This window comes from Brevundimonas goettingensis, from assembly GCF_017487405.1.
GTDB classification, from domain to species: Bacteria; Pseudomonadota; Alphaproteobacteria; order Caulobacterales; family Caulobacteraceae; genus Brevundimonas; species Brevundimonas goettingensis.
In genome coordinates this window covers 2,223,340-2,246,400 of sequence record NZ_CP062222.1, presented here as the reverse complement: position 1 = coordinate 2,246,400, position 23,061 = coordinate 2,223,340, and the positions used below count along the sequence as shown (strand labels likewise).

Annotated in this window: 14 protein-coding genes; 6 read left to right on the top strand and 8 right to left on the bottom strand. The window is 67.5% G+C overall.

What is annotated here, in order from left to right; translation table 11 throughout:
• Nucleotides 1–8 precede the first annotated feature (8 nt).
• The 6 genes from IFJ75_RS11160 to IFJ75_RS11135 form a co-directional block, all read right to left on the bottom strand.
• Nucleotides 9–1,421 (bottom strand): glycoside hydrolase family 53 protein, encoded by a 1,413-nt coding sequence (locus IFJ75_RS11160; RefSeq protein ID WP_225896787.1) that lies wholly within the window; start codon nucleotides 1,419–1,421, stop codon nucleotides 9–11.
• A 41-nt stretch (nucleotides 1,422–1,462) separates the two neighbouring features.
• A complete protein-coding gene (locus IFJ75_RS11155) occupies nucleotides 1,463–4,105 on the bottom strand; it encodes a TonB-dependent receptor (RefSeq protein ID WP_207868182.1) in 2,643 nt (880 codons plus the stop codon).
• A gap of 26 nt (nucleotides 4,106–4,131) precedes the next feature.
• A complete protein-coding gene (galA, locus tag IFJ75_RS11150; protein WP_207932584.1) occupies nucleotides 4,132–6,591 on the bottom strand; it encodes a beta-galactosidase GalA in 2,460 nt (819 codons plus the stop codon).
• Nucleotides 6,592–6,762: 171 nt separating this feature from the next.
• Complete coding sequence (locus tag IFJ75_RS11145; protein ID WP_207868180.1) at nucleotides 6,763–8,568, bottom strand: IlvD/Edd family dehydratase; 1,806 nt, start codon at nucleotides 8,566–8,568, stop codon at nucleotides 6,763–6,765.
• On the bottom strand, nucleotides 8,568–9,317 hold the full coding sequence (locus IFJ75_RS11140; protein ID WP_207868179.1) for an SDR family NAD(P)-dependent oxidoreductase: 750 nt from the start codon (nucleotides 9,315–9,317) through the stop codon (nucleotides 8,568–8,570). The genes IFJ75_RS11145 and IFJ75_RS11140 overlap by 1 nt, the downstream gene beginning before the upstream one ends.
• Before the next feature lie 163 nt (nucleotides 9,318–9,480).
• The gene (locus IFJ75_RS11135) at nucleotides 9,481–10,251 is read right to left on the bottom strand and encodes an IclR family transcriptional regulator (RefSeq protein WP_207868177.1); all 771 of its coding nucleotides are present in this window, start codon (nucleotides 10,249–10,251) and stop codon (nucleotides 9,481–9,483) included.
• A gap of 172 nt (nucleotides 10,252–10,423) precedes the next feature.
• On the opposite strand from IFJ75_RS11135, the gene IFJ75_RS11130 reads away from it, so the two are divergent.
• The 4 genes from IFJ75_RS11130 to IFJ75_RS11115 are packed head-to-tail and all read left to right on the top strand — an operon-like array spanning nucleotide 10,424 to nucleotide 14,391.
• Entirely contained in the window at nucleotides 10,424–12,007 is a 1,584-nt protein-coding gene (locus IFJ75_RS11130; protein WP_207868175.1) for a sodium/sugar symporter, read from the top strand.
• 10 nt (nucleotides 12,008–12,017) lie between these two features.
• Nucleotides 12,018–12,893 carry a 2-dehydro-3-deoxygalactonokinase gene (locus IFJ75_RS11125; RefSeq protein WP_207868173.1) on the top strand — a complete coding sequence of 292 codons (876 nt, stop codon included), beginning with the start codon at nucleotides 12,018–12,020 and terminating at the stop codon, nucleotides 12,891–12,893.
• Nucleotides 12,890–13,531, top strand: coding sequence for a 2-dehydro-3-deoxy-6-phosphogalactonate aldolase (locus IFJ75_RS11120; protein WP_207868171.1), 642 nt, complete (start codon nucleotides 12,890–12,892; stop codon nucleotides 13,529–13,531). Before IFJ75_RS11125 ends, IFJ75_RS11120 begins: the two co-directional genes overlap by 4 nt.
• Entirely contained in the window at nucleotides 13,531–14,391 is an 861-nt protein-coding gene (locus IFJ75_RS11115) for an SMP-30/gluconolactonase/LRE family protein (protein ID WP_207868169.1), read from the top strand. Before IFJ75_RS11120 ends, IFJ75_RS11115 begins: the two co-directional genes overlap by 1 nt.
• Before the next feature lie 6 nt (nucleotides 14,392–14,397).
• Here IFJ75_RS11115 and IFJ75_RS11110 read toward each other — a convergent pair whose 3' ends face one another.
• Nucleotides 14,398–15,468 carry a DUF2332 domain-containing protein gene (locus tag IFJ75_RS11110; RefSeq protein ID WP_207868167.1) on the bottom strand — a complete coding sequence of 357 codons (1,071 nt, stop codon included), beginning with the start codon at nucleotides 15,466–15,468 and terminating at the stop codon, nucleotides 14,398–14,400.
• A 493-nt stretch (nucleotides 15,469–15,961) separates the two neighbouring features.
• Here IFJ75_RS11110 and IFJ75_RS11105 point away from each other — a divergent pair, with 493 nt between their 5' ends.
• Together IFJ75_RS11105 and IFJ75_RS11100 are read left to right on the top strand one after the other, a co-directional pair.
• Nucleotides 15,962–17,794, top strand: a complete 1,833-nt coding sequence (locus tag IFJ75_RS11105; RefSeq protein WP_207868165.1) for a methyl-accepting chemotaxis protein — start codon at nucleotides 15,962–15,964, stop codon at nucleotides 17,792–17,794.
• Nucleotides 17,795–18,222: 428 nt separating this feature from the next.
• Nucleotides 18,223–20,751: a TonB-dependent receptor gene (locus IFJ75_RS11100; protein WP_207868163.1), complete on the top strand. Its 2,529-nt coding sequence runs from the start codon at nucleotides 18,223–18,225 to the stop codon at nucleotides 20,749–20,751.
• A gap of 118 nt (nucleotides 20,752–20,869) precedes the next feature.
• On the opposite strand, the gene IFJ75_RS11095 is transcribed toward IFJ75_RS11100, so the two are convergent.
• Nucleotides 20,870–23,038: a CHASE2 and HATPase_c domain-containing protein gene (locus tag IFJ75_RS11095; RefSeq protein WP_225896786.1), complete on the bottom strand. Its 2,169-nt coding sequence runs from the start codon at nucleotides 23,036–23,038 to the stop codon at nucleotides 20,870–20,872.
• Between the last annotated feature and the right edge of the window lie 23 nt (nucleotides 23,039–23,061).

Here is a 23,061-nt window from a genome sequence, read left to right as displayed (position 1 = left end):
CGTTTGACCTACCGGCCGACCGTGTAGCTGGCGGTCAGGCCCTCTGCGGCGACCTTGGCCTCGACCATCTTGCCGTCGCCGAGCAGGCCTTGGTCGAACGGCCGGCGGTCGAAGACCTGGAATTTGATGCTCGTGTCTGGCCGGGTGGTGGTCGTGTAGGTGTAGAGCGTCGGGTCCGAGGCGGCAGGCGATAGCCGGGCGATGATCTCGTTCGAGCCGAGGAAGTCGCCCCACAGCCACAGAGGACCGGTCTGACCCGCCGGGCGACGGATGGTCAGGGTGATCGGCGCCGGCTCCTGATAGGTCGTCTGGGCGAAGGTCGCCGCCGGGGTCGGCTCATTGCCGTTGCGCCAGTCGAAGTAGGTGGAGTTTTCCCAGTTCGAGCCCTGGCCCCAGCGGGTCGAGCAGGAGGTCGAGACCCAGGCCGGCTCCCAATAGACCACGCCCACGCCGCCCGCGAACTTCACGCGTTGGGTCAGGTCGATCATATACTGGCGCTGGCCCTCGTAGGTCGCGGGATAGTCGGGCAGAAGGGAGTCCTCGCCCAGCAGATTGGGGGAACTGTCTGCCGAGTCCGTGGTGAAGGGATAGGCCGTCTCGACCACCACCACCTCGGCCGGATAGCGGTGGCGCAGGCGGTTGATGGTCTGCTCCAGACCGTCGAGGCTGCGCGTCGACCATTTGCGGTAGTAGCTGACGCCGATCAGGTCGAAGTCGGTGACGCCGTGGGCCCAGGCAGCGGCGAACCAGGGCTCGACGTTCTCGGGCTGGGCGATGTGCAGCATCACCAGGGGCTGGATCTTCGACTGGGCGCCGGCGTCGCGGACGGCCTTGATCCCGGCGTTGAGCAGGGCTGCGTTGCGGTCCCAGTTGATCCCGGCGTGGGTGGTCTTCCAGTCCGCCTCGCCCATCAGCTCGGGGTTGGTTTCGTTGCCGACCTGCACCTGATCCGGCATCAGCCCCTCGGCGTCGAGGGTGCGCAGGGTCTGGAAGGTGTAGTCGTAGACGGCCTGGGACAGGGCGGGGACGTCGTCGCGGATTGATCGCCAGGCGGCGGGCACGATCTGCTTGTCGCCGTCGGCCCAGTCGTCGGAATAGTGGAAGTCGAGCAGGACCTCCATGCCGGCGGCGCGGGCGCGGCGGATGGTCTCGCGCGCGTCGTCGAGGTCGCTGTACTTGGTCCAGTCGGCGTTGTGCCAGATGCGCACCCGGACCAGGTTGGTCCCGAGCTCGGCGAACAGCTGGTACGGATCGCGGGCCTGACCGTCCTTGCGATAGACGGCGCCGCAGTCTTCCATCTCGTTCACATAGGACAGGTCGGCGCCGAAGTAGAAGGGCGCCGGTCGGCCCGCCTCCTGAGCCTGCGCGGGCAGGGCGAGGAGGGCGGCGAGAGCGGGAAGAGCAAGGCGGCGGATCGTCATTCTCCGGTGTTGGATAGCAGGAAGGTCAGGCCGCGCAGGCTTTAGTAGCGGAAGGTGGCGTCGAGGCTGAAGCGACGGCCGAAGCGCGTCTCGCTGGCCAGACGGTTCACGTCGTTGTCGTAGTGAACCCGGACCTCTTCATCGGTCAGGTTGCTGGCCTGGAAGCGGAAGCCGAGGTTCGAGGTCAGCTGATAGGAGGCGCTGAAGTCGAGTGTGGCCTCGCTTTCCAGCGTGCGCAGGGCCGAGCCGTCCCAGCCGGTGATGACGGTGAAGGGGCTGTGGTACTTGTAGCCCAGACGGCTTTCCAGCTTGCCGTCCGAGTACCAGAGGTCGACCGTCGCTGTCTCCTTGGCCAGGCCTGTGGACTCCAGCGGGTTGTTGGCCGGGTAGAATTCCTTCACGTCGGAATGGACGTAGGCGAAGTTGGCGTAGATGCCGAAGTTTTCCAGCGCCGGCACGAAGCTGAACGGGGTCTGGAAGGTGAACTCGGCGCCGCTGATGCCGCCGCCGTCGCCGTTGAACGGGCCGGTGACGTTGTAGGTCACGCCGTTGATGGTCACCGGCTGGGTCGAATAGCCGATGTGGCTCTCGACGTCCTTGTAATAGACCGCTGCGGCGAACAGGGCCTCCGGCGCGAAGTAGAATTCGTAGGACAGGTCGACCTGGTTGGCGATGTAGGGCTCCAGCAGCGGGTTGCCGGCCGAGCCTGTGGGCGGCGGGGTGGTGTTGTAGAGCGTCCGGCCGGCGCGCAGCTCGTCCAGCGGCGGACGGGCCATGGTGCGGGCCAGGCCGAAGCGCAGCTGCTGACCTTCGGCCAGAGACAGGGTCAGGTTCAGGCTGGGCAGCAGCTGGAAGTGGTCGTTGTCGATGCTGACCGGCGACAAGGCGCCGCCGTTGACGGATTCATAGCCGTGGCTGGTGGTTTCGACCTGAACCGCGCGGGCGCCGACGTTGCCGGTGAACGGCAGGCCGCCGATGGTCCCGGCGAACTTGGCCTTCACATAGGCTTCGGCGACGGTCTCATCGACCGACCAGCCCGAGGCGGTGTCGGTGCTGTTGGCCGGCTGGACGAAGCCGCCGATGGCGGCCTTGGCCACGGCGTCGAAGTCGCCGTTGATGAAGGAAGGGGTGTCGAAGTCCGAGACCTTGAAGCTGGTCAGGATGCTGGCCGGCAGGGTTGCGATGATCGGCGCCTGGGTCCAGAAGGTCCGCGTATATTCCTTCGTGCGGTCCGTGACGCGGGCGCCGAACGACAGCTCGGTGAAGCCGGTGTCTCCCGCGTAGTGCGAGACGTCGAAGCGCGCCGAGGTCAGTTCGTCCGACAGGTTGCCGCCGTCGGCCTGGGCCGGACGGTAGCTCTGCAGCGGCTGGAAGGAGACGTCGCCGGTGTCATAGCTGGCGTAGGCCGAGGGCGTCCGGCCGGGGGTCATGTCGACGCCGGCCATGGCCGGATACTGCTCGGTGAAGATCGCGCGCCACATGTTCTCGCGCTCGGCCTTCGAGTAGGCGAGGTCGCCGGTCAGGGTCCAGTCCCCCGAGGTCCACTTGCCGTTCAGGCCGGTGGCGAACAGGGTCTTGTCCTCGGTGTATTTGGCGATGACGTTGGTGACCGAGGCATAGGGCAGGCGCGCCGCCACCACGGTGTTGTTGATGATGGTGTAGGAGGCCGTCGGGTCGCCGTAGGCCCAGGCGGAGCTGCCGCCGTAGTTCCCGTAGGCGCCGTTGTTGCCGTACCAGATCTGGTTCTGGTCCTCGTCGATCTTGATGTCCGAATAGAGGATGTCGAGGTTCAGTTCGAACTGGTCGGACGGCTTCCATTGCAGGGCGCCGTTGACGCCGTTGCGGGTCTCGGTCAGGCGCTTGACCTGGGTCTGGGCGCCCCAGAAGGTCGCGTCCAGATCGCCGTCGCCATCGACGTCCCCGGCCGAGCCGCCGGTCGCCGCATCGTTCCAGCCCCAGCCCTCGAAGGTCGAATAGCCGTTCTTCTGGACCTGATGGGTCGCGCCGAGGGCGACGCCCAGGGTATCCGAGACCGGGTGGGTGACGTTGGCGCTCAGGCGGTAGCCGGTCGGGTCATAGTCGGGCAGGTCCTTGCCCGCGTCATAGTAGACCGCCCCGGCGGTGCCGACGAACTCGGGGCCGCGATAGTCGAGCGGGCGGACGGTGCGGATGTCGATGGTGCCGGCAATGCCGCCGGAGACCAGGTCGGCCGACTGGGACTTGTAGACCTGCACGCCGGAGACGATCTCGGAGGGATAGATTTCCCAGCGGATGTTGCGGTCGGGCTCGGACGAGGCGACCTCGCGGCCGTTGACGAGGCCGAGGACGAGGCGCGGGCCGAGGCCCCGGATGGCGGCCTGGCTCTGGTTGCCGCGGTCGCGGGTGCCGTTGATGCCGGGCAGGCGGACCAGTTCCTCGGCGATGGTGACGTTCGGCAGCTGGCCGATGTCCTGCGAGGAGATGGCCTCGATGACGAGGTCGGAATTGCGCTTCACCCCGATGGCGCTGCGCAGCGAGCCGCGGATGCCGGTGACGACGACTTCGTCGACCTGGGCGGCGTCATCCGTCTGGGCCGGAGCCGGGGCCGTCTGGGCGCCCGACTGAGCAAACGCCGGCGCGGCGGCCGTGAACAAGGCGGCGGCGGAGACGCCGGCTGCGATGAGGGTCTTTCTCTTGATGGTCATGGTGTCCTCCCCTGGTTCGCCTGATTTCAGGTCGATTGTCTGACAGTGTGGGCGTCGAGCCGCAGGACGGCGGGGCGGAGGCCCTCGGCGCGTGCGGTGACGGTGATGGCGCCGCCCGTGCGGCCGGCTTGCAGAATGGCCTGGGCCAGTCCGTTGAAGAGTTTTCTGCGGTCGGCGCGGTCGGCCTCGTGGCTAACCGGATTGCCGTTTCCCACGCCGATGACGCGGGCGTCGCCCGAGACCTCGAACACGACCAGATCGTCGGCGTGCGGGCAGGGGCGGCCACGGCGGTCGACCACGCTCGCGGTGATCATGCCCACGTCCTCGCCGTCGGCGCTGAGCGCGTTGCGATCGATGGTCAGGGTCAGGGCCGCAGGGTCGCCGGCGGTCTCGCGGCGCTGGGTCGCGACCAGGCGGCCGTTCTTCCAGCCGCGCGCCTCCAGCACCCCGGGGGCGTAGGGGACCATCCAGGCCAGGTGCCGATTGGCGACGACGTCCCTGGCTCCGACCGAGCGGCCGTTCAGGAACAGTTCGACGCGGTCGAGATTGGAATGGACCCAGACCTCGACGTCCTGGCCCTCGCGGCCTTCCCAGTTCCAGTGCGGGAAGAGGTGCAGCAGGGGCTCGGGCCGCCACCAGGCGCGGTAGTACCAGAAATTGTCCTTCGGGAAGCCGCAGGAGTCCATCGCGCCGAAGTAGGAGCCGACGCTGGGCCAGCGGGCGTAGGGCGTGGGCTCGCCGCGATAGTCGAAGCCGGTCCAGATGAAGCCGCCCGCGATGTAGGGACGCTCCGCCGCGATGGTCCACCAGTCCTCGGCCGTCGAGGCCCACCAGGGATGTTCGCGGTCATAGGCTGGGACGATGTGGCCCGGAACGTCGAGGATATATTCGCCGCGGGTCGAGACGGTGCTGCCGGTCTCCGTGCCCATGATCGGCTGGTCCGGGAAACGGGCGTGATAGCCCTCCATCTGGGGCGTGCGGTAGTTGAAGCCGAGGATGTCGACGACGCGCGAGACGCCGGTGTCGAAGTCCTGATCCTTGGCCGCCGTGACCGGGCGGGAAGGGTCCAGCCGGTTGACCATCCGCTTCATGGTGCGGGCGACGGCGGCGCCGGTCTCGTTGCCCTGGATGGCCTGTTCCTCATTGCCGATCGACCAGGCGATGACGGATGGGCGGTTGCGGTCGCGGCGGATCAGGCTCGCCAGTTCCTTCATCGACTCTTCGTCGGAGGACATGCGCCGGGTCTCGGCGATGACCAGCATGCCCAGCCGGTCGCAGGCGTCCATCAGCTCGGGCGTCGCCGGATTGTGCGAGGCGCGATAGGCGTTGCAGCCCATGGCCTTGAGCTGGCGGATCCGCCAGTCCTGCAGGGCGTCCGGAATGGCCGCGCCGACGCCGGCGTGGTCCTGGTGGCAGCAGGCGCCGAGCAGTTTCAGCGGTTCGCCGTTCAGCAGGAAGCCGCGCCTGGCATCGAAGACGGCGGAGCGGACGCCAAAGGCGGTCTCGGTGCGGTCCACGACGACGCCGTCGACCTCGACCTCGGTGGTCAGACGATGCAGCTGCGGGTCGGCGGGCGACCAGAGGGGAGCGGTGGGCCAGCGCAGGTCGGCCTCGACTTTGCCGTCGCTCCAGCCCTCGAGCGTCAGGGGCGTCTCGGCGCGGGCCATCTCCAGACCGTTGGGGGCGGAGACGATGGTTCGGACCGTGGCGTTCTGCGGAGCGTCGGCCTGGTTGCGGACGGCGACCTCGATCTTGCCGACGGCGCCGGAACCGCGCGGTTCGGACCGGATGAAGGCGCCGTTGGGGACAACGTGCAGGGGGGCGGTCGCGGTCAGCCAGACGTGGCGATACAGGCCCGCGCCCTCGTAGAACCAGCCTTCGCCGAGGCTGGCGTCGACGCGGACGACCAGCCAGTTGTCCTGACCGGGCTTGGCCACGTCGGTGATGTCGACGGTGAAGGGGGTGTAGCCGCCGTCATGCTCGTCGACGATGATCCCGTTCAGGAAGACGACCACGTCGCGGAAGGCGCCGTCGAACTCCAGACCCACCCGCTGGCCGGCCCAGTCCGCCGGGATGTCCAGCTTGCGCCGATACCAGCCGACGCTGTTTTCGGGATGGTCGCGGCCCAGAGCCTTGTAGCCGTGGGCGGCGCGGGGATCGTCCTGATCGTCCTTGAAGCCGCCGGGACCCGGATCATAGGGCAGGTCGATGGCCCAGTCGTGCGGCACCTGAACCGTGGTCCATGCGGAATCGTCGAAGGTCGCCAGAGCGGCCAGGGCGATGGGCGAGCTCTCGGAGCCGCCGGTCTTGGCATAGGTGCGCTGGTCGCGGCCGAAGCCGAAATCCTTGTCCATATCGGCGGCGTGGCCGAGCGCATGCTTCCAGTCGAAGGCCAGCTTCACACGGCGACGGGCGACGGTGGGGTCAGCAGCGGCGGCGGGAAGCGCGAAGGCGGAGGCGACAGCCAGAACACCCGCGCCCTGCATCAGGACGCGGCGATCAACCACGGTCGATTGTGAAACCTCGCGCTTCAACGCAGCGCCTCCCTGATGTGCTCAGGCCTGTTCCCGACCTCTTGCAGGCAGGAAACCGCCGCGCGGAACTTCTGTCAATAAAATAATTTTCATATGCGACGCGATGCGCCGTGAAAATCGCCGCTAGTGGCTATCGCGGGGCAACCCGAGGGTGTCGATGATGCGGTGGTATTTCACGGCGGATTCGAGCACGGCGCCGGTCTCCAGCTGGCCGACCATGGACCGCTGAATCTCCTGCCAGGGCGTCTGGGAGGCGGGGTAGGCGTAGCCGCCCGCCGCCTTGAGCCCCTCGCGACGCTCGGCCAGCTCGGCCTCGGGGATCAGGATGTCGGCACGGCCGGTGTTCAGGTCGATGCGCACCCGGTCGCCCGTCTGGATCAGGGCGATGTTCCCGCCCGCGGCCGCCTCGGGCGAGGCGTTGAGGATGGAGGGACTGCCCGAGGTGCCCGACTGGCGTCCGTCGCCGATGCAGGCAAGGGCGGTGATCCCCTTTTTGATCAGGTGGGCGGGTGGCCGCATGTTCACGACCTCGGCCGCGCCCGGATAGCCGATGGGGCCAGCGCCGCGCATAACCAGAAGGGTCTGTTCGGTGATCCCGGTCGCCGGATCGTCGATGCGGTGGTGATAGTCCTCGGGTCCGTCGAAGACGACGACCGGGCCTTCGAAGGCGTTGGGGTCGTCCGGGTTGGACAGATATCGGTCGCGGAACTCGGGCGAGATGACGCTGAGCTTCATCACCGCCGAGTTGAACAGGCTGCCGCTGAGCACGACGAAGCCGGCGTCGGTCTTGAGCGCCGTGTCGAAGGTGCGGATGACGTCGGGCAGGACGATCTCGGCGTTCCGGCAGTTGTCGCCCATGGTCATGCCGTTGACCGTCATGGCGCCCTCGTGGATCAGCCCCTGACGCATCAGTTCGGCGACCACGGCGGGGACGCCGCCGGCCTGGTGGTAGTCCTCGCCGAGGTAGGCGCCGGCCGGCTGCAGATTGACCAGCAGGGGCACGTGCAGCCCCTTGGTCTGCCAGTCTTCCAGCGGCACATCGACGTGGGCGTGACGCGCCAGGGCCGTCAGGTGGATGGGGGCGTTGGTGGAGCCGCCGATGGCCGAGTTGACGACGATGGCGTTGTGGAACGCCTCTTTGGTCAGGATGTCCGACGGCTTCAGATCCTCGCGGACCATGTCGACGATGCGCCGGCCGGTCTCATAGGCGACCTGGGCCCGTTCGCGGTACGGCGCCGGAATGGCCGCCGAGCCGGGCAGGGACATGCCGAGCGCCTCGGCCAGCGAGTTCATCGTCGTGGCCGTGCCCATGGTGTTGCAGTAGCCGACTGACGGCGCCGAGGTGGCGACCAGGTCGATGAAACCTTCGTAGTCGAGATCGCCGCGCGCCATCATCTCGCGCGCCTTCCAGATGATTGTGCCCGAGCCGGTGCGTTCGCCGCGGTGCCAGCCGTTCAGCATCGGCCCGACCGACAGGGCGATGGCGGGCATGTCCACGGTGGCGGCGGCCATCAGGCAGGCGGGGGTGGTCTTGTCGCAGCCGATAGTCAGGACGACGCCGTCCAGCGGATAGCCGTAGAGGCTCTCCACCAGGCCGAGGTAGGCGAGGTTGCGATCCAGCCCCGCCGTGGGGCGCTTGCCGGTCTCCTGAATCGGATGGACCGGGAACTCCATACAGATGCCGCCGGCCTCACGGATGCCTTCGCGGACCCGCTTGGCCAGTTCGATGTGGTGCCGGTTGCAGGGGCTGAGGTCCGAGCCGGTCTGGGCGATGCCGATGATCGGCTTGTCGGACTGCAGCTCCTCGCGGGTCAGGCCGTAGTTCAGATACCGCTCAAGATAGAGGGCGGTCATGTCCGGGTTGTCCGGATTGTTGAACCAGGCGCGCGACCGCAGGGGCTTCTTCAGAGGCTTGAAAGGAGCGGTCATCAGTTCCAGCCGCCGTCGACGATGTAGTGCTGGTTGGTGATGGCGCCGGCTTCGTCGGAGCTCATGAAGACGGCGACCCTGGCGATATCGTCAGGGACGAGGCGGCGCTTCAGGCACTGGTTCTCGTAGATGCTCTTCTCGGTCTCGGGCGTGACCCAGAGCTCGAGCTGGCGCTCGGTCATGATCCAGCCGGGGGCGATGGCGTTCACCCGCACGCCGAACTCGCCGAAATCGCGCGCGAGGGAGCGGGTCAGGCCGATGACCGCCGACTTGGACGCCGTGTAGGCGGGCATGCCGCCCTGGCCGATGACCCAGGAGGTCGAGCCCATGTTGACGATGGCGCCCTTGCCGGTCGCCTGCATGTCCGGGAGGACCGCTTGGGCGGCGAAGAACTGGTGCTTCAGGTTCACGGCCATGCGGCCGTCCCAGTAGTCCTCGGTGACCTCGAGCGTCGCGTGGCGCTCGTCGTGGGCGGCGTTGTTGATCAGGACGTCGATGGGCCCGAAGGCGTCGCGAACGGTCTGGATCGCGGCCTTGAGCGCCGGGATGTCGGTCAGGTCGCACTTCACGAAGCGGGCGTCGGCGCCGAGCTCGGCGGCCAGACGTTCGCCGCGCACGACGTCGATGTCGAGGAAGCCGACCTTCGCCTTCTGGGCGATGAAGGACCGGGTGATGGCCTCGCCGATGCCGCCGGCCCCGCCGGTGACGATGACGACCTTGCCGGCCAGGTCAGGATAGATCGCGCCCATGTCGTTTCCCTGCTGCCGGGAGCGGTCTCCGCGGCGTCTTTGCTGCTTTCATCAATGAAAGCGATATTGCAGGCAAAAATGACGGCGCGTCTCCGCCAAGTCAACGGCGGTTACCGAATATGAGCCCAAGCCTTTGATTGAGCCGGTGACTCAGGCCTGTGACTCAGGCTTGCGACATGCCCGACATTTCCGCCGAGATGGCGCGCACGGCCGCGCGCAGGTACTCCAGCGAGGCGTCGATATCGCAGGCCGCGCCGGCGTGCTGGATATAGGGGGTGATCAGGGTGGCGATGACGCTGTCGGCGCCCATGATCGGGGCGACCAGATCGGTGACCCCCATGACGAAGTCGCTCGCGCGGCGGACGAAGCCCTGCGCGGCCGCGGCCTCGGCGTCGGCATAGTAACGGGCCAGACGGTCGGCGTCGTAGAGCGGCTCAAGACGCGCCTTCAGGGCTACCTGGGTGCGATCGGATGCGCAGCCGTAGAAGAGCAGGCCGGACGAGGCGTCGATGATGCTGCGGCGATAGCCGAGACGCACGGAATAGCCCAGGTCGCCGGGGCTCTCGATGCGGGCGATGACCACGATCTGGTCCTCTGTCGGGACGACGAGGTGGCAGGACTGGACGGTGTCGCGCGCCAGATCGCGCATAATCGGCAGGGCGCCTTCGGTCAGCGACTTGACCGGCGCCTGGGTCATGCCCAGCGAAAACAGGCGGTTGGTGGGGCGGTAGCCGTCGGGCGTGGCCTCGATATAGTGCCGGAACTCCAGCACCTGAATCATGCGGAACAGTTCGCTGACCGACCGGCCCAGCTCCACCGACATCTGCGACGGCGTCATGGGACGGCCGTGAGACGACAGCAACTCGAGCACGTCCAGCCCCTTTTCCAGAGCCGGAGCGCGGTATTTGCGATCCGACTCGTCCTGCATGGTCATCGAGAATCCTCCTGACGTCAGCCTAGGCCGCGGGCGTCGCGCGCGCCACACTCATTGTGATCACCAATGAAATGTATCGCCAGATATAAAAATCAGGTGGACGATCCCCGACCCTTGGCCTAGCGTCCCTGCCCACAGCGTCGAAGAACGACAGCCCTTGGGGGGACTCCGCGTGAAACTTGCAGTCATAGATCTGGTCATCCTGGCTATCTACGCCGTGGCGATCTTCGGCCTGGCCCAGTGGGTCTCGCGCGACAAGTCGGGGGCCAAGAAGACCTCCACCGACTATTTCCTGGCGTCCAAGAACCTGCCCTGGTGGGCCATCGGCGCCTCGCTGATCGCGGCCAACATCTCCGCCGAACAGATTATCGGCATGAGCGGCTCGGGCTATGTGATCGGCCTGGGCATCGCCTCCTATGAGTGGATGGCGGCCCTGACCCTGCTGATCGTGGGCAAGTTCTTCCTGCCGATCTTCCTGCGCAACGAGATCGTGACCATGCCGCAGTTCCTGCAGCAGCGGTACGGCCCGACGATCCGCAACGTGATGGCCGTCTTCTGGCTGCTGCTCTACGTCTTTGTGAACGTGACCTCGATCCTGTGGCTGGGCTCCATCGCCGTGACCACGGTGACCGGTATCGACCAGAACCTGGCCATCCTCTGCATCGCCGTCTTCGCCCTGGCCTATCAGCTGTGGGGCGGCCTGAAGGCTGTGGCCCTGACCGATATCGTGCAGGTGGCCCTGCTGGTCGCGGGCGGCCTGATCATCGGCTTCATCGCCCTGAACCATATCGCCGACAGCACCGGCGGTTCGGGCGTCGTCGATGGCTTCACCGCCCTGCTGCATCGCTTCCCCGAGAAGTTCGACATGATCCTGTCGAAGGACAATCCCCACTATCAGCAGCTGCCGGGCATCGCCGTGCTGCTGGGCGGCCTGTGGGTCATGAACATCAGCTACTGGGGCTTCAACCAGTACATCATCCAGCGCGCCCTGGCCGCCAAGTCGCTGCCGGAAGCCCAGAAGGGCATCGCCTTCGCAGCCTATCTGAAGCTGCTGATGCCGGTGATCATCGTCCTGCCGGGTCTGGCGGCCCTGATCATCGCCCCGGGTCTGGCCAAGCCGGACGAGGCCTATCCGACGATGATGAACCTGCTGCCGACCGGCCTGAAGGGTCTGGTCTTCGCCGCCCTGATCGCCGCCATCGTCGCCTCGCTGGCCTCCAAGGTGAACTCGATCTCGACCATCTTCACCCTGGACCTCTATGCCAAGGTCAGGAAGGACGTCTCCGAGCAGAACCTGGTGCTGGTCGGCCGCGTCGCCGCCGTCGTGGCCATGGTGATTGGCGTCCTGACCGCCCGTCCGCTGCTGGGCTCGGCCGATCAGGCCTTCCAGTTCATTCAGGAGTTCACCGGCTTCTTCACTCCCGGCATTGTGGTCATCTTCATGCTGGGCCTGTTCTGGAAGCGGGCCTCCGAGGCCGGCGCCCTGACCGCCGCGATCGGCTCAGTGGTTCTGTCCGCCGTCTTCTGGTGGCTGCAGGACACCGGCCAGTTCATCTTCCCCTTCATGAACCGGGTCGGCGTCGTCTTCGTCGCCTCGCTGATCGCCGCGGTGATCGTGTCCCTGCTGGTTCCGGCCAAGCCCGACGCGATGAAGATCAAGCTGGACAACATCACCTACAAGACGACGCTGGGCTTCAACCTGGCCGCGGTGGGCGTCATCGCCTTCCTGATCGCCGTCTATACGATCTGGTGGTAGCGGCCCGCCCATGACGGAACTGATCGGAGTCGATTGGGGCACCAGCAATCTGCGTGTCATGCGCCTCGGCGCGGAGGGGCAGGTGCTGGATCGCCGCGTCGATCCGCGCGGGGCGGGGCGTCTGAGCGCGGACTCCTTCGCCGGGGTGCTGGACGAGGTCGCGGGCGACTGGTTGGGCGAAGCGCCCGTGCTGATCGCGGGCATGGCGGGCTCGCGTCAGGGCTGGATCGAAGCGCCCTATGTCTTCTGTCCCGCCAACGCCGCGGGGCTTGCGGCGCAGCTGGCCCGGCCCGTCGCCGATCGCGACATCCGCATCGTCCCGGGCGTCGCCCTGATACCCAACGGGCTCGGCGACGTCATGCGCGGCGAGGAGACCCAGGCCCTGGGTCTGTTCGAGCCCGGCGAGACCGGGCTGATGGTCGCCCCGGGCACCCACTGCAAATGGATCCACGTCGAAGGCGGCGCGATCACGGGATTCCGCACCTTCCTGACCGGAGAGCTGTTCGCCGCCGTGCGCGAGGCGACCCTGATCGGGCGCGGCATGGGCCAGCCGGGCGGCCATGACGCAGCCTTCGACGACGGGGTGCGTCTGGCCCTGTCGGATCCGGCGGTCACCGCCCATCTGTTCAATATCCGCGTGCGCAGTCTCGCGGGCCAGCTCGATCCGGACGGCGCGGCGGACTTTCTGTCGGGCCTGCTGATCGGCGCCGAACTGGCCGCCGAGGCGACGGACCGCGCCAGCCCCGTTCGCGTGGTCGGCGAGGAACAGGTCGCGGCCCGATATGAGCGCGCCCTGGCTTTGGCCGGTTTCGCGCAGGTCAGCCGGGTGTCGGGCGAAGTCGCCGTGGCGCGCGGCCTCTATCGAATCTGGAAGGCCCTGCCATGACGCTCACTGTTCAATCCGCCCTCGACGCCCTCCCTCTGGTCGCCATCCTGCGCGGCCTGACGCCGGAAGAGGCGGTCGGGGTCGGCGAGGCCCTGGTCGACGCCGGCTTCACCTGCCTGGAGGTGCCGCTGAACTCGCCGCGCCCGCTCGAGAGCATCCGCCTGCTGCGCGACGCCCTGGACGGCCGGGCGGTGGTTGGGGCGGGCACGGTGCTGACGCCTCAGGCGGCCGAGGACGTCGCCGGAGCCGGTGGTCAGCTGATCATCTCGCCCAATATCAATCCGCGCGTCATCGAACGGACCAAGGCCCTGGGCCTCTTCTCCATGCCGGGCTTCTTCACCCCGACGGAGGCCTTCGCGGCGCTGGAGGCGGGCGCCGATGTGCTGAAGCTGTTCCCGGCCGAACTGGCAGGGCCCGGTGCGGTCAAGGCCGTGAAGGCGGTGCTGCCGAAGGGCCAGCCCCTCTATGCGGTGGGCGGCGTCGATCCCGCCAATATGGCCGGTTGGCGCGCGGCGGGGGCCGACGGCTTCGGCATCGGCTCCGCCTTGTACAAGCCCGGCCGGACGGCTAGCGAGGTCGGCGCTGTCGCCCGCGCCTTCGTCGGCGCCTGGAGCGCGTCCTGGAGCCCGTCCGCCTGATGACTGCCGAACCTGAGCTGATCTGGGATCTGGGCGCCGAGCTGGGGGAGGGCCCCGTCTGGGATGCGGCCCGGTCCTGCCTGTGGTTCGTCGACATCAAGGGGCGGCGGCTGCATCGCTATACGCCCGCAACCGGCGAGAAGGCGTCGTGGGACGCGCCCGACCAGATCGGCTTCGCCCTGCCGGCCGAGGACGGGTCGCTGATGTGCGGCGTGCGCGGCGGCCTGCACCGGTTCGATCCGGCGACGGGCGGCTTCACCCTGATCCTGCCCGTCGAGGAAGACCGGCCGCAGAACCGGCTGAACGACGGCTTCGTGGCGCCGGACGGCTCGCTGTGGTTCGGGTCGATGGACGATTCTGAGGAACAGAAGACTGGCGCCCTCTATCGCTGGTTCGAGGGCGAGCTGGTTCGGCATGACGACGGCTACGGCGTCACCAACGGCCCGTGCCTGAGCCCCGACGGCAAGACCCTGTATCACCACGACACCCTGGCCAAGACGGTGCTGGCCTTCGATCACGAGGCGGGCGTGCTGTCGAACCGACGGGTCTTCGCGGTGACCGATGACGGCTATTGCGACGGGCCGACCATGCGCGCCGACGGGGTGCTGCACGTCGGTCTGTTCAACGGCTGGGGCGTGGGGCTGTACTCGCCCGAGGGCGAGCGGATCGGCAAGATCCAGACGCCGGTGCAGACGGTGACCAAGGCGGCCTTCGGCGGCGCGGACCTGCAAGACCTCTATATGACCACGGCCTGGCTGGGGAATGCGGACAAGCGCGCCGAACAGCCGACACTGGGCGGCCTGTATCGCGTGCGGGTCGAGACGCCGGGTCTGGTTCAGAACCTGATCCGGCTGCCGTAGGCGATCCTAGGCGGCGACTTCCACCGGCATCGCCGAGGCGTCGAGCCATTCCAGCCAGTCGCCATAGGGGTGGCCCTTGGCCAGGACGACGGTTTCGCCGGACGGCCAGGACGTGAGGCGCAGCTCCACCTCGGTGCGGTCCTTGGTCCACTCATAGCCGATCCAGATCAGGGGGCGTTCGGAGGTCGCCATCGCGCCGGCGGCGGCGATCATGATCGAGATCGCCTGCTGGTCCCAATCGGGCAGATACTGCAGGAACATCGAGTGGACGATGGCGCGGCACTGTCCGAACTCCTGCGGCTGGGCCAGTTGCTCGGTCAGCCAGTCCAGGGCGTCGCCGCGTTCGATGCGCGGCGGATGGGCCAGCGCGACCTGCAGGGCGCCTTCCAGCCGCTTCGAGCGTTCGGGCTGGTCCGACCAGGTGAAGGACAGCAGGCGTTCGCGGTCGTTGGCGTCGGCGGCGTTCAGCGGATGCAGGTCGACGCCGCGCGCCGAGGCGATGGTCACCGGAGTGACGGTCGGCGCCGCGCCGCGCCACCGGGGCGCGATCCGGACGGGGGAGGCAGGGTCGCCCGCGGTCAGGCCGCCGAGGTCATAGGCATAACGTGCGAGATTGAGGTTCAGGCCGCAGCTGGAGCCGAGCTCCAGCAGTTCGAACGGCATGGGCCGATTTAGCGGCGCCGCCATCAGGCCGGACAGGATCGCGGCCGCGCGGGCGATCTCATTGGTCTGGGTCGGCTCACGCAGCCAGTTGGCGATGAAGCGGTCTTCCTGCGCCAGGGCGGCGGCGACGGCGCCGTCGAAGTCGTCATGCTCTCGGCGGTACAGGGCCGCGAGATACTGGGGCTCGCCGCGACGCGCGAGGGCATGGAGCGCGCCGTTGAAGCGCAGGGCCACGGCGGCCGCGGCCAGATCGCCCGACCAGTCCATGATCATGTTCGCGCTGATCGGCGCGTGAAGAAGCTGGCGGTCCACGGCCTCGAGAACGGAGGCCAGGAAGGGAGAGCCCATCTCGCGGCAGCGCTGGGCCTGGCGCAGGAATTCATGCCGGGCGTCGGCGGTCGTGAGTACAGTCATCAATTCACGATCCGCATAGTCAACTATTCCCGATGCGCCCTTCCAAGTACTTCGGAAGTATCCGCGATCTAATCGTTCGCCGCGACCAGCCACTTCAGTCGGTCATTCGCGAGCCGTCGATCCTTCGGTAGCTAGGCCACGATCGTTAAATTCATATAAATTCCCGAGTGTCCGGCGGGGCCTGGGTGCGGGTTTTGGGACCGGTGTCTTGTCCGCCGCCGTTCGCCCCGCCCATGCGTCGAGCGGACGCCGTTAGGTAAAAATACCTAGCTTATACAAGTGAGCGGGCTGCGCGGGGTCCGGATTTGAAGCAGAGGCGACATTCGGCGCGCTGTTAACCCTCCCTTCAACCAAATGTAGTCAACCGTGGCAGGTGGAGTCCCGTTTTCGAACACTGCGCGTCGGTCGTTCAGGAGCGTGAATTCCGCACCTGTTGGACCCTTCGTCCTTCTGTCTCGGGCTGGCCACGTAAACAAAGTTGCAAATCAAGAACATGATCGCTGCGATGAATATTACCCGGAAACTGAGCCTGTCATTCGTTCTGATCTGCGTCTCTGCCGCGATCATGATGACGGTGTTCTTCGGCACGATCTGGATGATCCGGTCGTCGACCGACAGCAACAATCTGAGCCAGTCGATCCACGCCAACGCCCTGTCGTTGGAGACCGCTATCCTGCGGCAGAACAGCCAGTTCCGGGGCTTCCTCGTGACCGGGGACGAGACCTACCTCAAGTCCTATTACGAAGGCCGCGACGAATACGATACCATCTACACCGAGATGAAGGGTCAGCTGAAAGATCCTGCTAACCTGAAGAGCCTTGAGGACTCGCACACGGCGACCCTGGCCTGGCGCAAGGACTGGGGCGACCGGATCATTCAGGTGGTTCGCTCGGGCCGGCGCGACGAGGCGCAGCAGATCGTGCGCGACGCCGGCAAGAAGGTTCTGGTCAGCGAGGCCGTGCTGCCCCTGCGCGACATCCGGACGGTCCAGGCGGAGCTGATCGCCAAGAACGGCCAGCGTCAGGAAGACGCCATCACCACCGCCATCGCCGCCTTGATCCTCGGCGGCATCGCCCTGATCGCGACCGCCATGACCCTTTCGGTCCTGCTGAGCCGGACGATCGCGCGTCCCATCACCACCCTGACCGCCGCCATGGCCCAGCTGGCCAAGGGCGACAACGACATCACCGTCAACGCCGACCGCGCCGACGAACTGGGCGACATGGCCCGCGCCGTTCTGGTCTTCCGCGATGCGGCCCTGGCCAAGGCGGAGGCGGACCTCGCCAAGGCCGAAGCCGAACGGGCCAAGGAGCAGGCCGATCTGGCCAAGGTCGGCGCCGACGAGGCCCAGCGCCGGGTCGTGGAATCGCTGGACACCGCCCTTGAGGCCCTGGCCTCCGGCGATCTGACCCACGTCATTAGCAAGCCGTTCGCGCCGGAATACGAGCGCCTGCGCAAGTCGTTCAACAGCGCCGTCGAAGGCCTGGAGCAGAGCATTTCCAGCGTCGCCCGTTCGGCGCAGAGCGTTCACTCCGGCGCCGCCGAGATCTATTCGGCGTCCGAAAACCTGTCGCAACGCACCCAGCAACAGGCCACCCGTCTGCAGGAAACCACCACGGCGACCGAGCAGGTCACCAGCATGGTCGGCGAGACCGCCCAGCGCGCCGCCGACGCCCGCACGGCCATCACCGTGGCAAACTCCAACGCCACCGAGGGCGGCGCCATCGTCGACGAGGCCGTCTCGGCCATGGACGCCATCCAGTCGAGCTCGGAAGAGATCGGCCAGATCATCAACCTGATCGACGGCATCGCCTTCCAGACCAATCTTCTGGCGCTCAACGCGGGCGTCGAGGCGGCGCGCGCCGGCGACGCGGGTCGCGGCTTCGCCGTCGTGGCGACCGAGGTGCGCGCCCTGGCCCAGCGTTCCGCCGATGCGGCGCGCGACATCAAGGCGCTGATCACCAAGTCTTCGGAACAGGTCCAGTCGGGCGTCGGCCGCGTCGGCGACACCGGCAAGATGCTGGCCCGGATCGGCTCCAAGATCGGCGACACCAATGCGCTGATCAGCGAGATCGCCCACAGCTCGGGCGCCCAGGCCGACAAGTTGAAACAGGTCAACAGCGCCGTCGCCAGCATGGACAGCATGACCCAGCAGAACGCCGCCATGGTCAAGGAAGCCACCGCCGCCGCGCGCAGCCTGGCGACCGAGGCCGACGAACTGGCCAGACTGGTCGCGCGCTTCCGCCTGGGTGGCGAGGCCGGGCAATCGTATGCGGCCGAACCGGCCCACGAAGACGCGGACTGGTCGTTCCGCAACGTGGCCTGAGGGCAGGGGCGGCGCCGGGTCGGGCGCTGAACCTCGCTATCAAAGGGCGGGTGATCGAGGTCCGGTGATCGGGGCCTGATGATCGGGGAACGGGGCCGGCGCATCGTGACGCGCCGACGGCGCCGGGACCTTCGGGCGCCGTCCGGCGACGGACTTTGCGGACATCGTCATCGAAGCGGCGGCGAGGCTTCGGGCTTCCACGCCCCGCGTCCGACGCTGCGGGCTCCTGCGGTCGTCCACTGCGGGCGACGCTACGTCAACTTGCTCATGTACTGTTGTTCTTCGGGATTAGGTAGAAATACTGATAAGTCCCGATTTCGTACATTATATCGAGCAGCGTTACTGATATTTAACCCATCTATTCTATATAGGTAACACTACGTATTTCAGAAGAAATGCGCGCAACCAAAAAGACCTGCGGGGACTGAATGAACTATCTGTATCTGTCGGCGGCGATCATGCCGCTTCTGCTGGCCGCGCCGGCCATGGCCGAGGCGCCTGCCGCCACCCCGCCCGCCGCGACGGCCCAGGCCGCTCCGGCCGCCGACGCTCCGATCCGCACGGCTCCCAAGGCGTTCAGCACCGGCGTCGCCAAGGGCCGCGACCTGCTCGACTCCGCCATTTCCGCCAGCACCCTGGATGAGGTCGACCTGCCCAAGGTCGGCACCTCCAGCGTCGCCGGCATCATCGGCAACCTGCCGGGCATCCGCGCCGAAACCTCGGGCATCGACGGCGTGTCCTCGGTGACCGTGCGCGGCCTGCCGCTGGCCGCCGACGGCTCCAAATATCTGCAAATCCAGGAAGACGGCCTGCCGGTCCTGGAGTTCGGCGACATTCACTTCGGTTCGACCGACATGTTCCTGCGCGCCGACATGGGCCTGTCGCAGGTCCAGGTGATCCGCGGCGGTTCGGCCTCGACCTTCGCCTCCAACTCGCCGGGCGGCCTGATCAACTTCATCTCCAAGACGGGTGAAGAAGAGGGCGGGGCGGTCATGGTGACCTCGGGCCTGGACTACGATCTGAACCGCGTCGACTTCGACTACGGCGCCCCGCTGGGCGACGGCTGGCGCTACCATGTCGGCGGCTTCTATCGTCAGGGCGAAGGCCCGCGCGACATCGGCTACGACGGCTTCAAGGGCGGCCAGTTCAAGGCCAACCTGACCCGCCAGCTGGACCACGGCTACATCCGCTTCTACGCCAAGTATCTGGACGACCGTCAGCCCAACTACGGCCTGTTCCCGCTGGTCGCTTCCGGCTCGAACAACGATCCGAGCTTCGCCAGCCTGCCGGGCACGGATGGCCTGCGCGACACCACGCTGTCGAACGACACCGCCATCTATAACGGCGTCGACCAGAACAATAATCCGACCACCTTCGACCGTCGCAACGGCGTGCATGGCGTGGTCAAGTCGGTCGGGGCCGAAGGCCAGTACGACCTCAACGGCTGGACCATCTCCGAGAAGCTTCGTTACTCGCGGATTTCGGGCGAGTTCAACGACGACATCTCGCTGGTGAGCATGCCGGCGACCAGCTTGATGGCCGCCTTCGCCGGTCCGGGTTCGCGGCTGTCCTATGCCACCGGCCCGAACGCCGGTCAGGTCATCGCCAGCCCCGCGACCCTGAACGGCAACGGCCAGCTGCAGATCGGCGTCTACGCCAATGCAGAGCTGAACAGCCTGGACAACATCGTCAACGACCTGCGCGCCTCGAAGGTGTGGAACGTCGGTGAAGGCAAGCTGACCACGACCTTCGGTCTGTACGCCTCGTCGCAGGACGTGGACATGTACTGGAGCTTCGCCAACGCCCTGGAAGGCTATACGACCGGCGGCCAGGCCGTTCGCTACAACCTGACCACGGCGACCAACATCCCGGTCACCGACAACGGCATGATCGCCTACGGCTTCGCCACGGCGACGGCCCTGTACACCTACCACCAGCGGTACGACGTCAACTACCAGACCCTCGCGCCCTATGCCTCGGCCAACTACCAGATCGGCAAGCTGGCCGTCGGCGCCAGCATTCGTCTGGACCACGGCGACGTCAGCGGCGACCTGTATGGCGCCAGCCTCGGCGGTACCCGCGTCGGCCAGGCCACGATCGACGTCAACGGCAACGGCTCGATCAGCCTGCCGGAAACCAAGGTCGCCATCCTGCCGCTGGCCCAGCCCGGCAATGTCGACTACGGCTACGACTACGTGTCCTATTCGGTCGGCGTGAACTACCGTATCGCCGAGCCGGTTTCGGTCTTTGGCCGCTACAGCCGCGGCGGTCGCGCCGCCGGTGAACGCCAGATGTTCACCCCGCAGTTCAACTCGGTCACCGGCAAGCCGGTCGACTCGGACACCGCCTATGGCCAGGTCGAACAGGCCGAAGCCGGCGTCAAGTTCCGCCAGGAAGGTCTGACCGCCTACGCCACCGCTTTCTGGGCCTCGACGGGCGAAAGCAACACCCAGATCGGTGCGGACTCCACCGGCGCGCCCAAGGTGATCAGCTTCACCCGCGACTACAGCGCCACCGGCATCGAGCTGGAAGGCGAGTACAGCTACGGCCCGTTCAGCGTCGCCGTCGGCGCCACCTACGCCAAGGCCAGCATCGACAGCGACTCGGTCAATGCCGCCCTCGAAGGCAACCGTCCGCGCCATGCGCCTGAACTGTTCTACAACGTTCGTCCGGAATACGAGCACGGCATGTTCACCGTCGGCGCTACGATCAACGGCACGACCAGCAGCTACGCTCAGGACGACAACGTTCTGGTACAGCCCGGCTATGTGATCGTGAACCCCTATGTCTACGTCCGGCCGGTCCGGAACGTGGAGCTGGGCCTCACCGCCTTCAACGTGTTCGATGAGATCGCGATCGTGAACATCGGCGCCAGCGCCATCCCGGCTTCGGGCGTGGTTCAGGCGCAGACCCTCAACGGCCGCACCATCTCGGCCTCGCTGCGCTACACCTTCTGATCGTGACGGCCGCGGCGGCGAACACCGCCGCGGCCTGAGCCTTCAGCAATCAGTCTCTTGAGAAGCTCGCTTCACGGCGGGCTTCTCGTCGTTTCGGCCGACCTTAACCGGGAGGGGCTCAGCCGGCGTCGGGCAGGGTCAGGGTAAAGCGGGCGCCTTCGCCCGGAGGCGAGGCCGCGCTGACGGACCCGCCGTGCCGCTCGGCGACGATCCGCACGAACGCCAGCCCGAGTCCGACGCCCGGCCTGGCGTCAGCGGCCTGATGGAAGGCGTCGAACAGGCGCTCGGCCTCTTCCGCCGGGAAGCCCGGGCCCTGATCCCGCACGGTGCAGAGGTGGCAGCGGCGCCCGGCGATCTCCATGGTCTCCAGCGTGCAGGTCACGTCGCCGCCCCGCGGCCCGTACTTCAGGGCGTTGTCGATCAGATTGACGAGGGCGCGGCTGACCAGGACCGGGTCGCCCACGACCAACCGCTCTTCGCCGTCGTCGGGCGTCAGGACGGTCACGCCGCGCGTCTGGGCCTGGGGCCAGAGATTGTCGGCGGCCTCGATAAGCGCCTGGCCCAGGTCGAACTCTCGCCGATCCATGACCTGGCTCTCCGCGCGGGCCAGCTGCACATAGCTTTCCGCCATGGCCAGGGTGCGTCGCGCATATTCGCCGATGCGGTGCTCGAAATCCTCGTCGCGAGGGGCGTGATCGGCGAGCAGGGTCAGGATTGAGACCTGGGGCGAGCGCATGTCGTGGCTGAGCAACTGGAGCGCCTGTTCACGCTGGCGTTCGGCGACGCGGATCGCGGTGACGTCCGCAAGCCGCACGATGCCGCCGGGGCGACTCCCCTGCGCCAGTTCCAGCCGCGCCTCGTCCAGCTTGAGCACCTCGCCGGTGGCCATGCGGATCTCGCGCGCCGCGCCGGTCCGGGCCAGCAGGCTTTCGAGCGGCTCGGCGCCGATCCGGGCGAACAGGGTGTCGATATCGGCCCCGGCAAGGACTCCGTCCTGTTCAAACAGGGCCGCCGCACGGGCGTTGGCCAGCAGCACCCGGCCCGTGTCGTCGATCACGAGGGTGGCGTCCGGCAGGCTGTGCAGGGTGTCGGAGATCAGTCCGCTGAGGTCCCTGAGGCGCAGCAGGGCGGCCTTCAGAACCGTGGCCTGTCGGTCGATATGGTCGCCCGAGGCGTGGGAGGCGGCGATGTCCGCCAGCCAGGGGCCGTCCGAGCGGAAGGCGTCGATCTCGGCCTGCATATAGGCGGACGCGGCCTCAAGCCGGCGCCAGCTCCACAGAGGCCAGGCCAGGGCGACGCCGACGACTGCCGCCACGGGCGCGAGCCAGACCCCGGCGAGGAAGGCGAGGGCGCTGACGAGGAAGACCGTCGCGATGGTTCCGACGCCCGCCGCCAGACTGATCGCGGGACGCAGCATAAGGAAGGCCGCCATCAGTGCCCACAACGGGATCAGGGACAGGAAGGCCAGCAGGGCCGGCGGGGCGGCGCGAAGGGCGTCGCCCTGGATCAATGTGTCGAGCAGGGCGGCCTGGATCTCCACGCCGGGGCGAAGCTGGCCGTGCGGCGAGACCGGGGTAGCGAAGCGGTCGCCCAGACCGTCGGCGGTCATGCCGATCAGGACCGATTTGTCCTTCAGGAAGGCGGCGGGCGTCTCGCCGCGAACCAGATCGACGAACGAGACGGTGCGGACCGAACCCGGCGGGCCGCGATAGCGGATCAGGGTGGGGTTGAGCGGGGTCAGCCAGGGCGTGGTCGTGACGCGGGGCGCGGGCAGGGCGCCGCCGGTCGCGGTGCGCATCCGCGCCGTCATATGGGGCCAGAGTTCCGGGCCTGCGCTCATGAACAGCGGCAAGCGCCGCACCACGCCGTCGGGATCCGGCGTCAGGTCGACGTGGCCCAGGCCCGCGGCGGCGACGGCCAGCTCGGGCGTCGGCTCGACCACGGCATAGGGGGCGCCGTTTTCGCCCGGCTCCTGCAGCAGTTCGGCCAGCCAGGTGAGGCGGTTACGGCTCAGGGCCCCGATCAGGGCGTCATCCGCGCCCGGCTCGGGCTCGGCGAACAGGACGTCGTAGCCGATGGAGGCCGCGCCCGCCTCGGTCAGCCGATCCACGGCCCGGGCGTGCAGGGTCCGCGACCAGGGCCAGCGGCCGAGGGCCTCGATGCTACGGTTGTCGATGGCGACGACGACCACCTGTTCGCTGGCTCGGCCCGGCGAAAGGCCCAGCAGGGTGTCGTAGATCCAGTTGTCGGCGCGCCGCGTCGGCGACCCCAGGGCCAGCCAGACCACCAGCAGCGACAGACCCAGGCCGA

Excerpts from the sequence above, each read along its gene's own strand:
- IFJ75_RS11120 (WP_207868171.1), top strand. The coding sequence starts at position 12,890 with ATGACGCTCACTGTTCAATCCGCCCTCGACGCCCTCCCTCTGGTCGCC.
- IFJ75_RS11105 (WP_207868165.1), top strand. The coding sequence starts at position 15,962 with ATGATCGCTGCGATGAATATTACCCGGAAACTGAGCCTGTCATTCGTT.
- IFJ75_RS11155 (WP_207868182.1), bottom strand. The coding sequence starts at position 4,105 with ATGACCATCAAGAGAAAGACCCTCATCGCAGCCGGCGTCTCCGCCGCC.
- galA (WP_207932584.1), bottom strand. The coding sequence starts at position 6,591 with ATGCAGGGCGCGGGTGTTCTGGCTGTCGCCTCCGCCTTCGCGCTTCCC.
- IFJ75_RS11160 (WP_225896787.1), bottom strand. The coding sequence starts at position 1,421 with ATGACGATCCGCCGCCTTGCTCTTCCCGCTCTCGCCGCCCTCCTCGCC.
- IFJ75_RS11135 (WP_207868177.1), bottom strand. The coding sequence starts at position 10,251 with ATGACCATGCAGGACGAGTCGGATCGCAAATACCGCGCTCCGGCTCTG.
- IFJ75_RS11115 (WP_207868169.1), top strand. The coding sequence starts at position 13,531 with ATGACTGCCGAACCTGAGCTGATCTGGGATCTGGGCGCCGAGCTGGGG.
- IFJ75_RS11110 (WP_207868167.1), bottom strand. The coding sequence starts at position 15,468 with ATGACTGTACTCACGACCGCCGACGCCCGGCATGAATTCCTGCGCCAG.
- IFJ75_RS11145 (WP_207868180.1), bottom strand. The coding sequence starts at position 8,568 with ATGACCGCTCCTTTCAAGCCTCTGAAGAAGCCCCTGCGGTCGCGCGCC.
- IFJ75_RS11100 (WP_207868163.1), top strand. The coding sequence starts at position 18,223 with ATGAACTATCTGTATCTGTCGGCGGCGATCATGCCGCTTCTGCTGGCC.
- IFJ75_RS11125 (WP_207868173.1), top strand. The coding sequence starts at position 12,018 with ATGACGGAACTGATCGGAGTCGATTGGGGCACCAGCAATCTGCGTGTC.
- IFJ75_RS11140 (WP_207868179.1), bottom strand. The coding sequence starts at position 9,317 with ATGGGCGCGATCTATCCTGACCTGGCCGGCAAGGTCGTCATCGTCACC.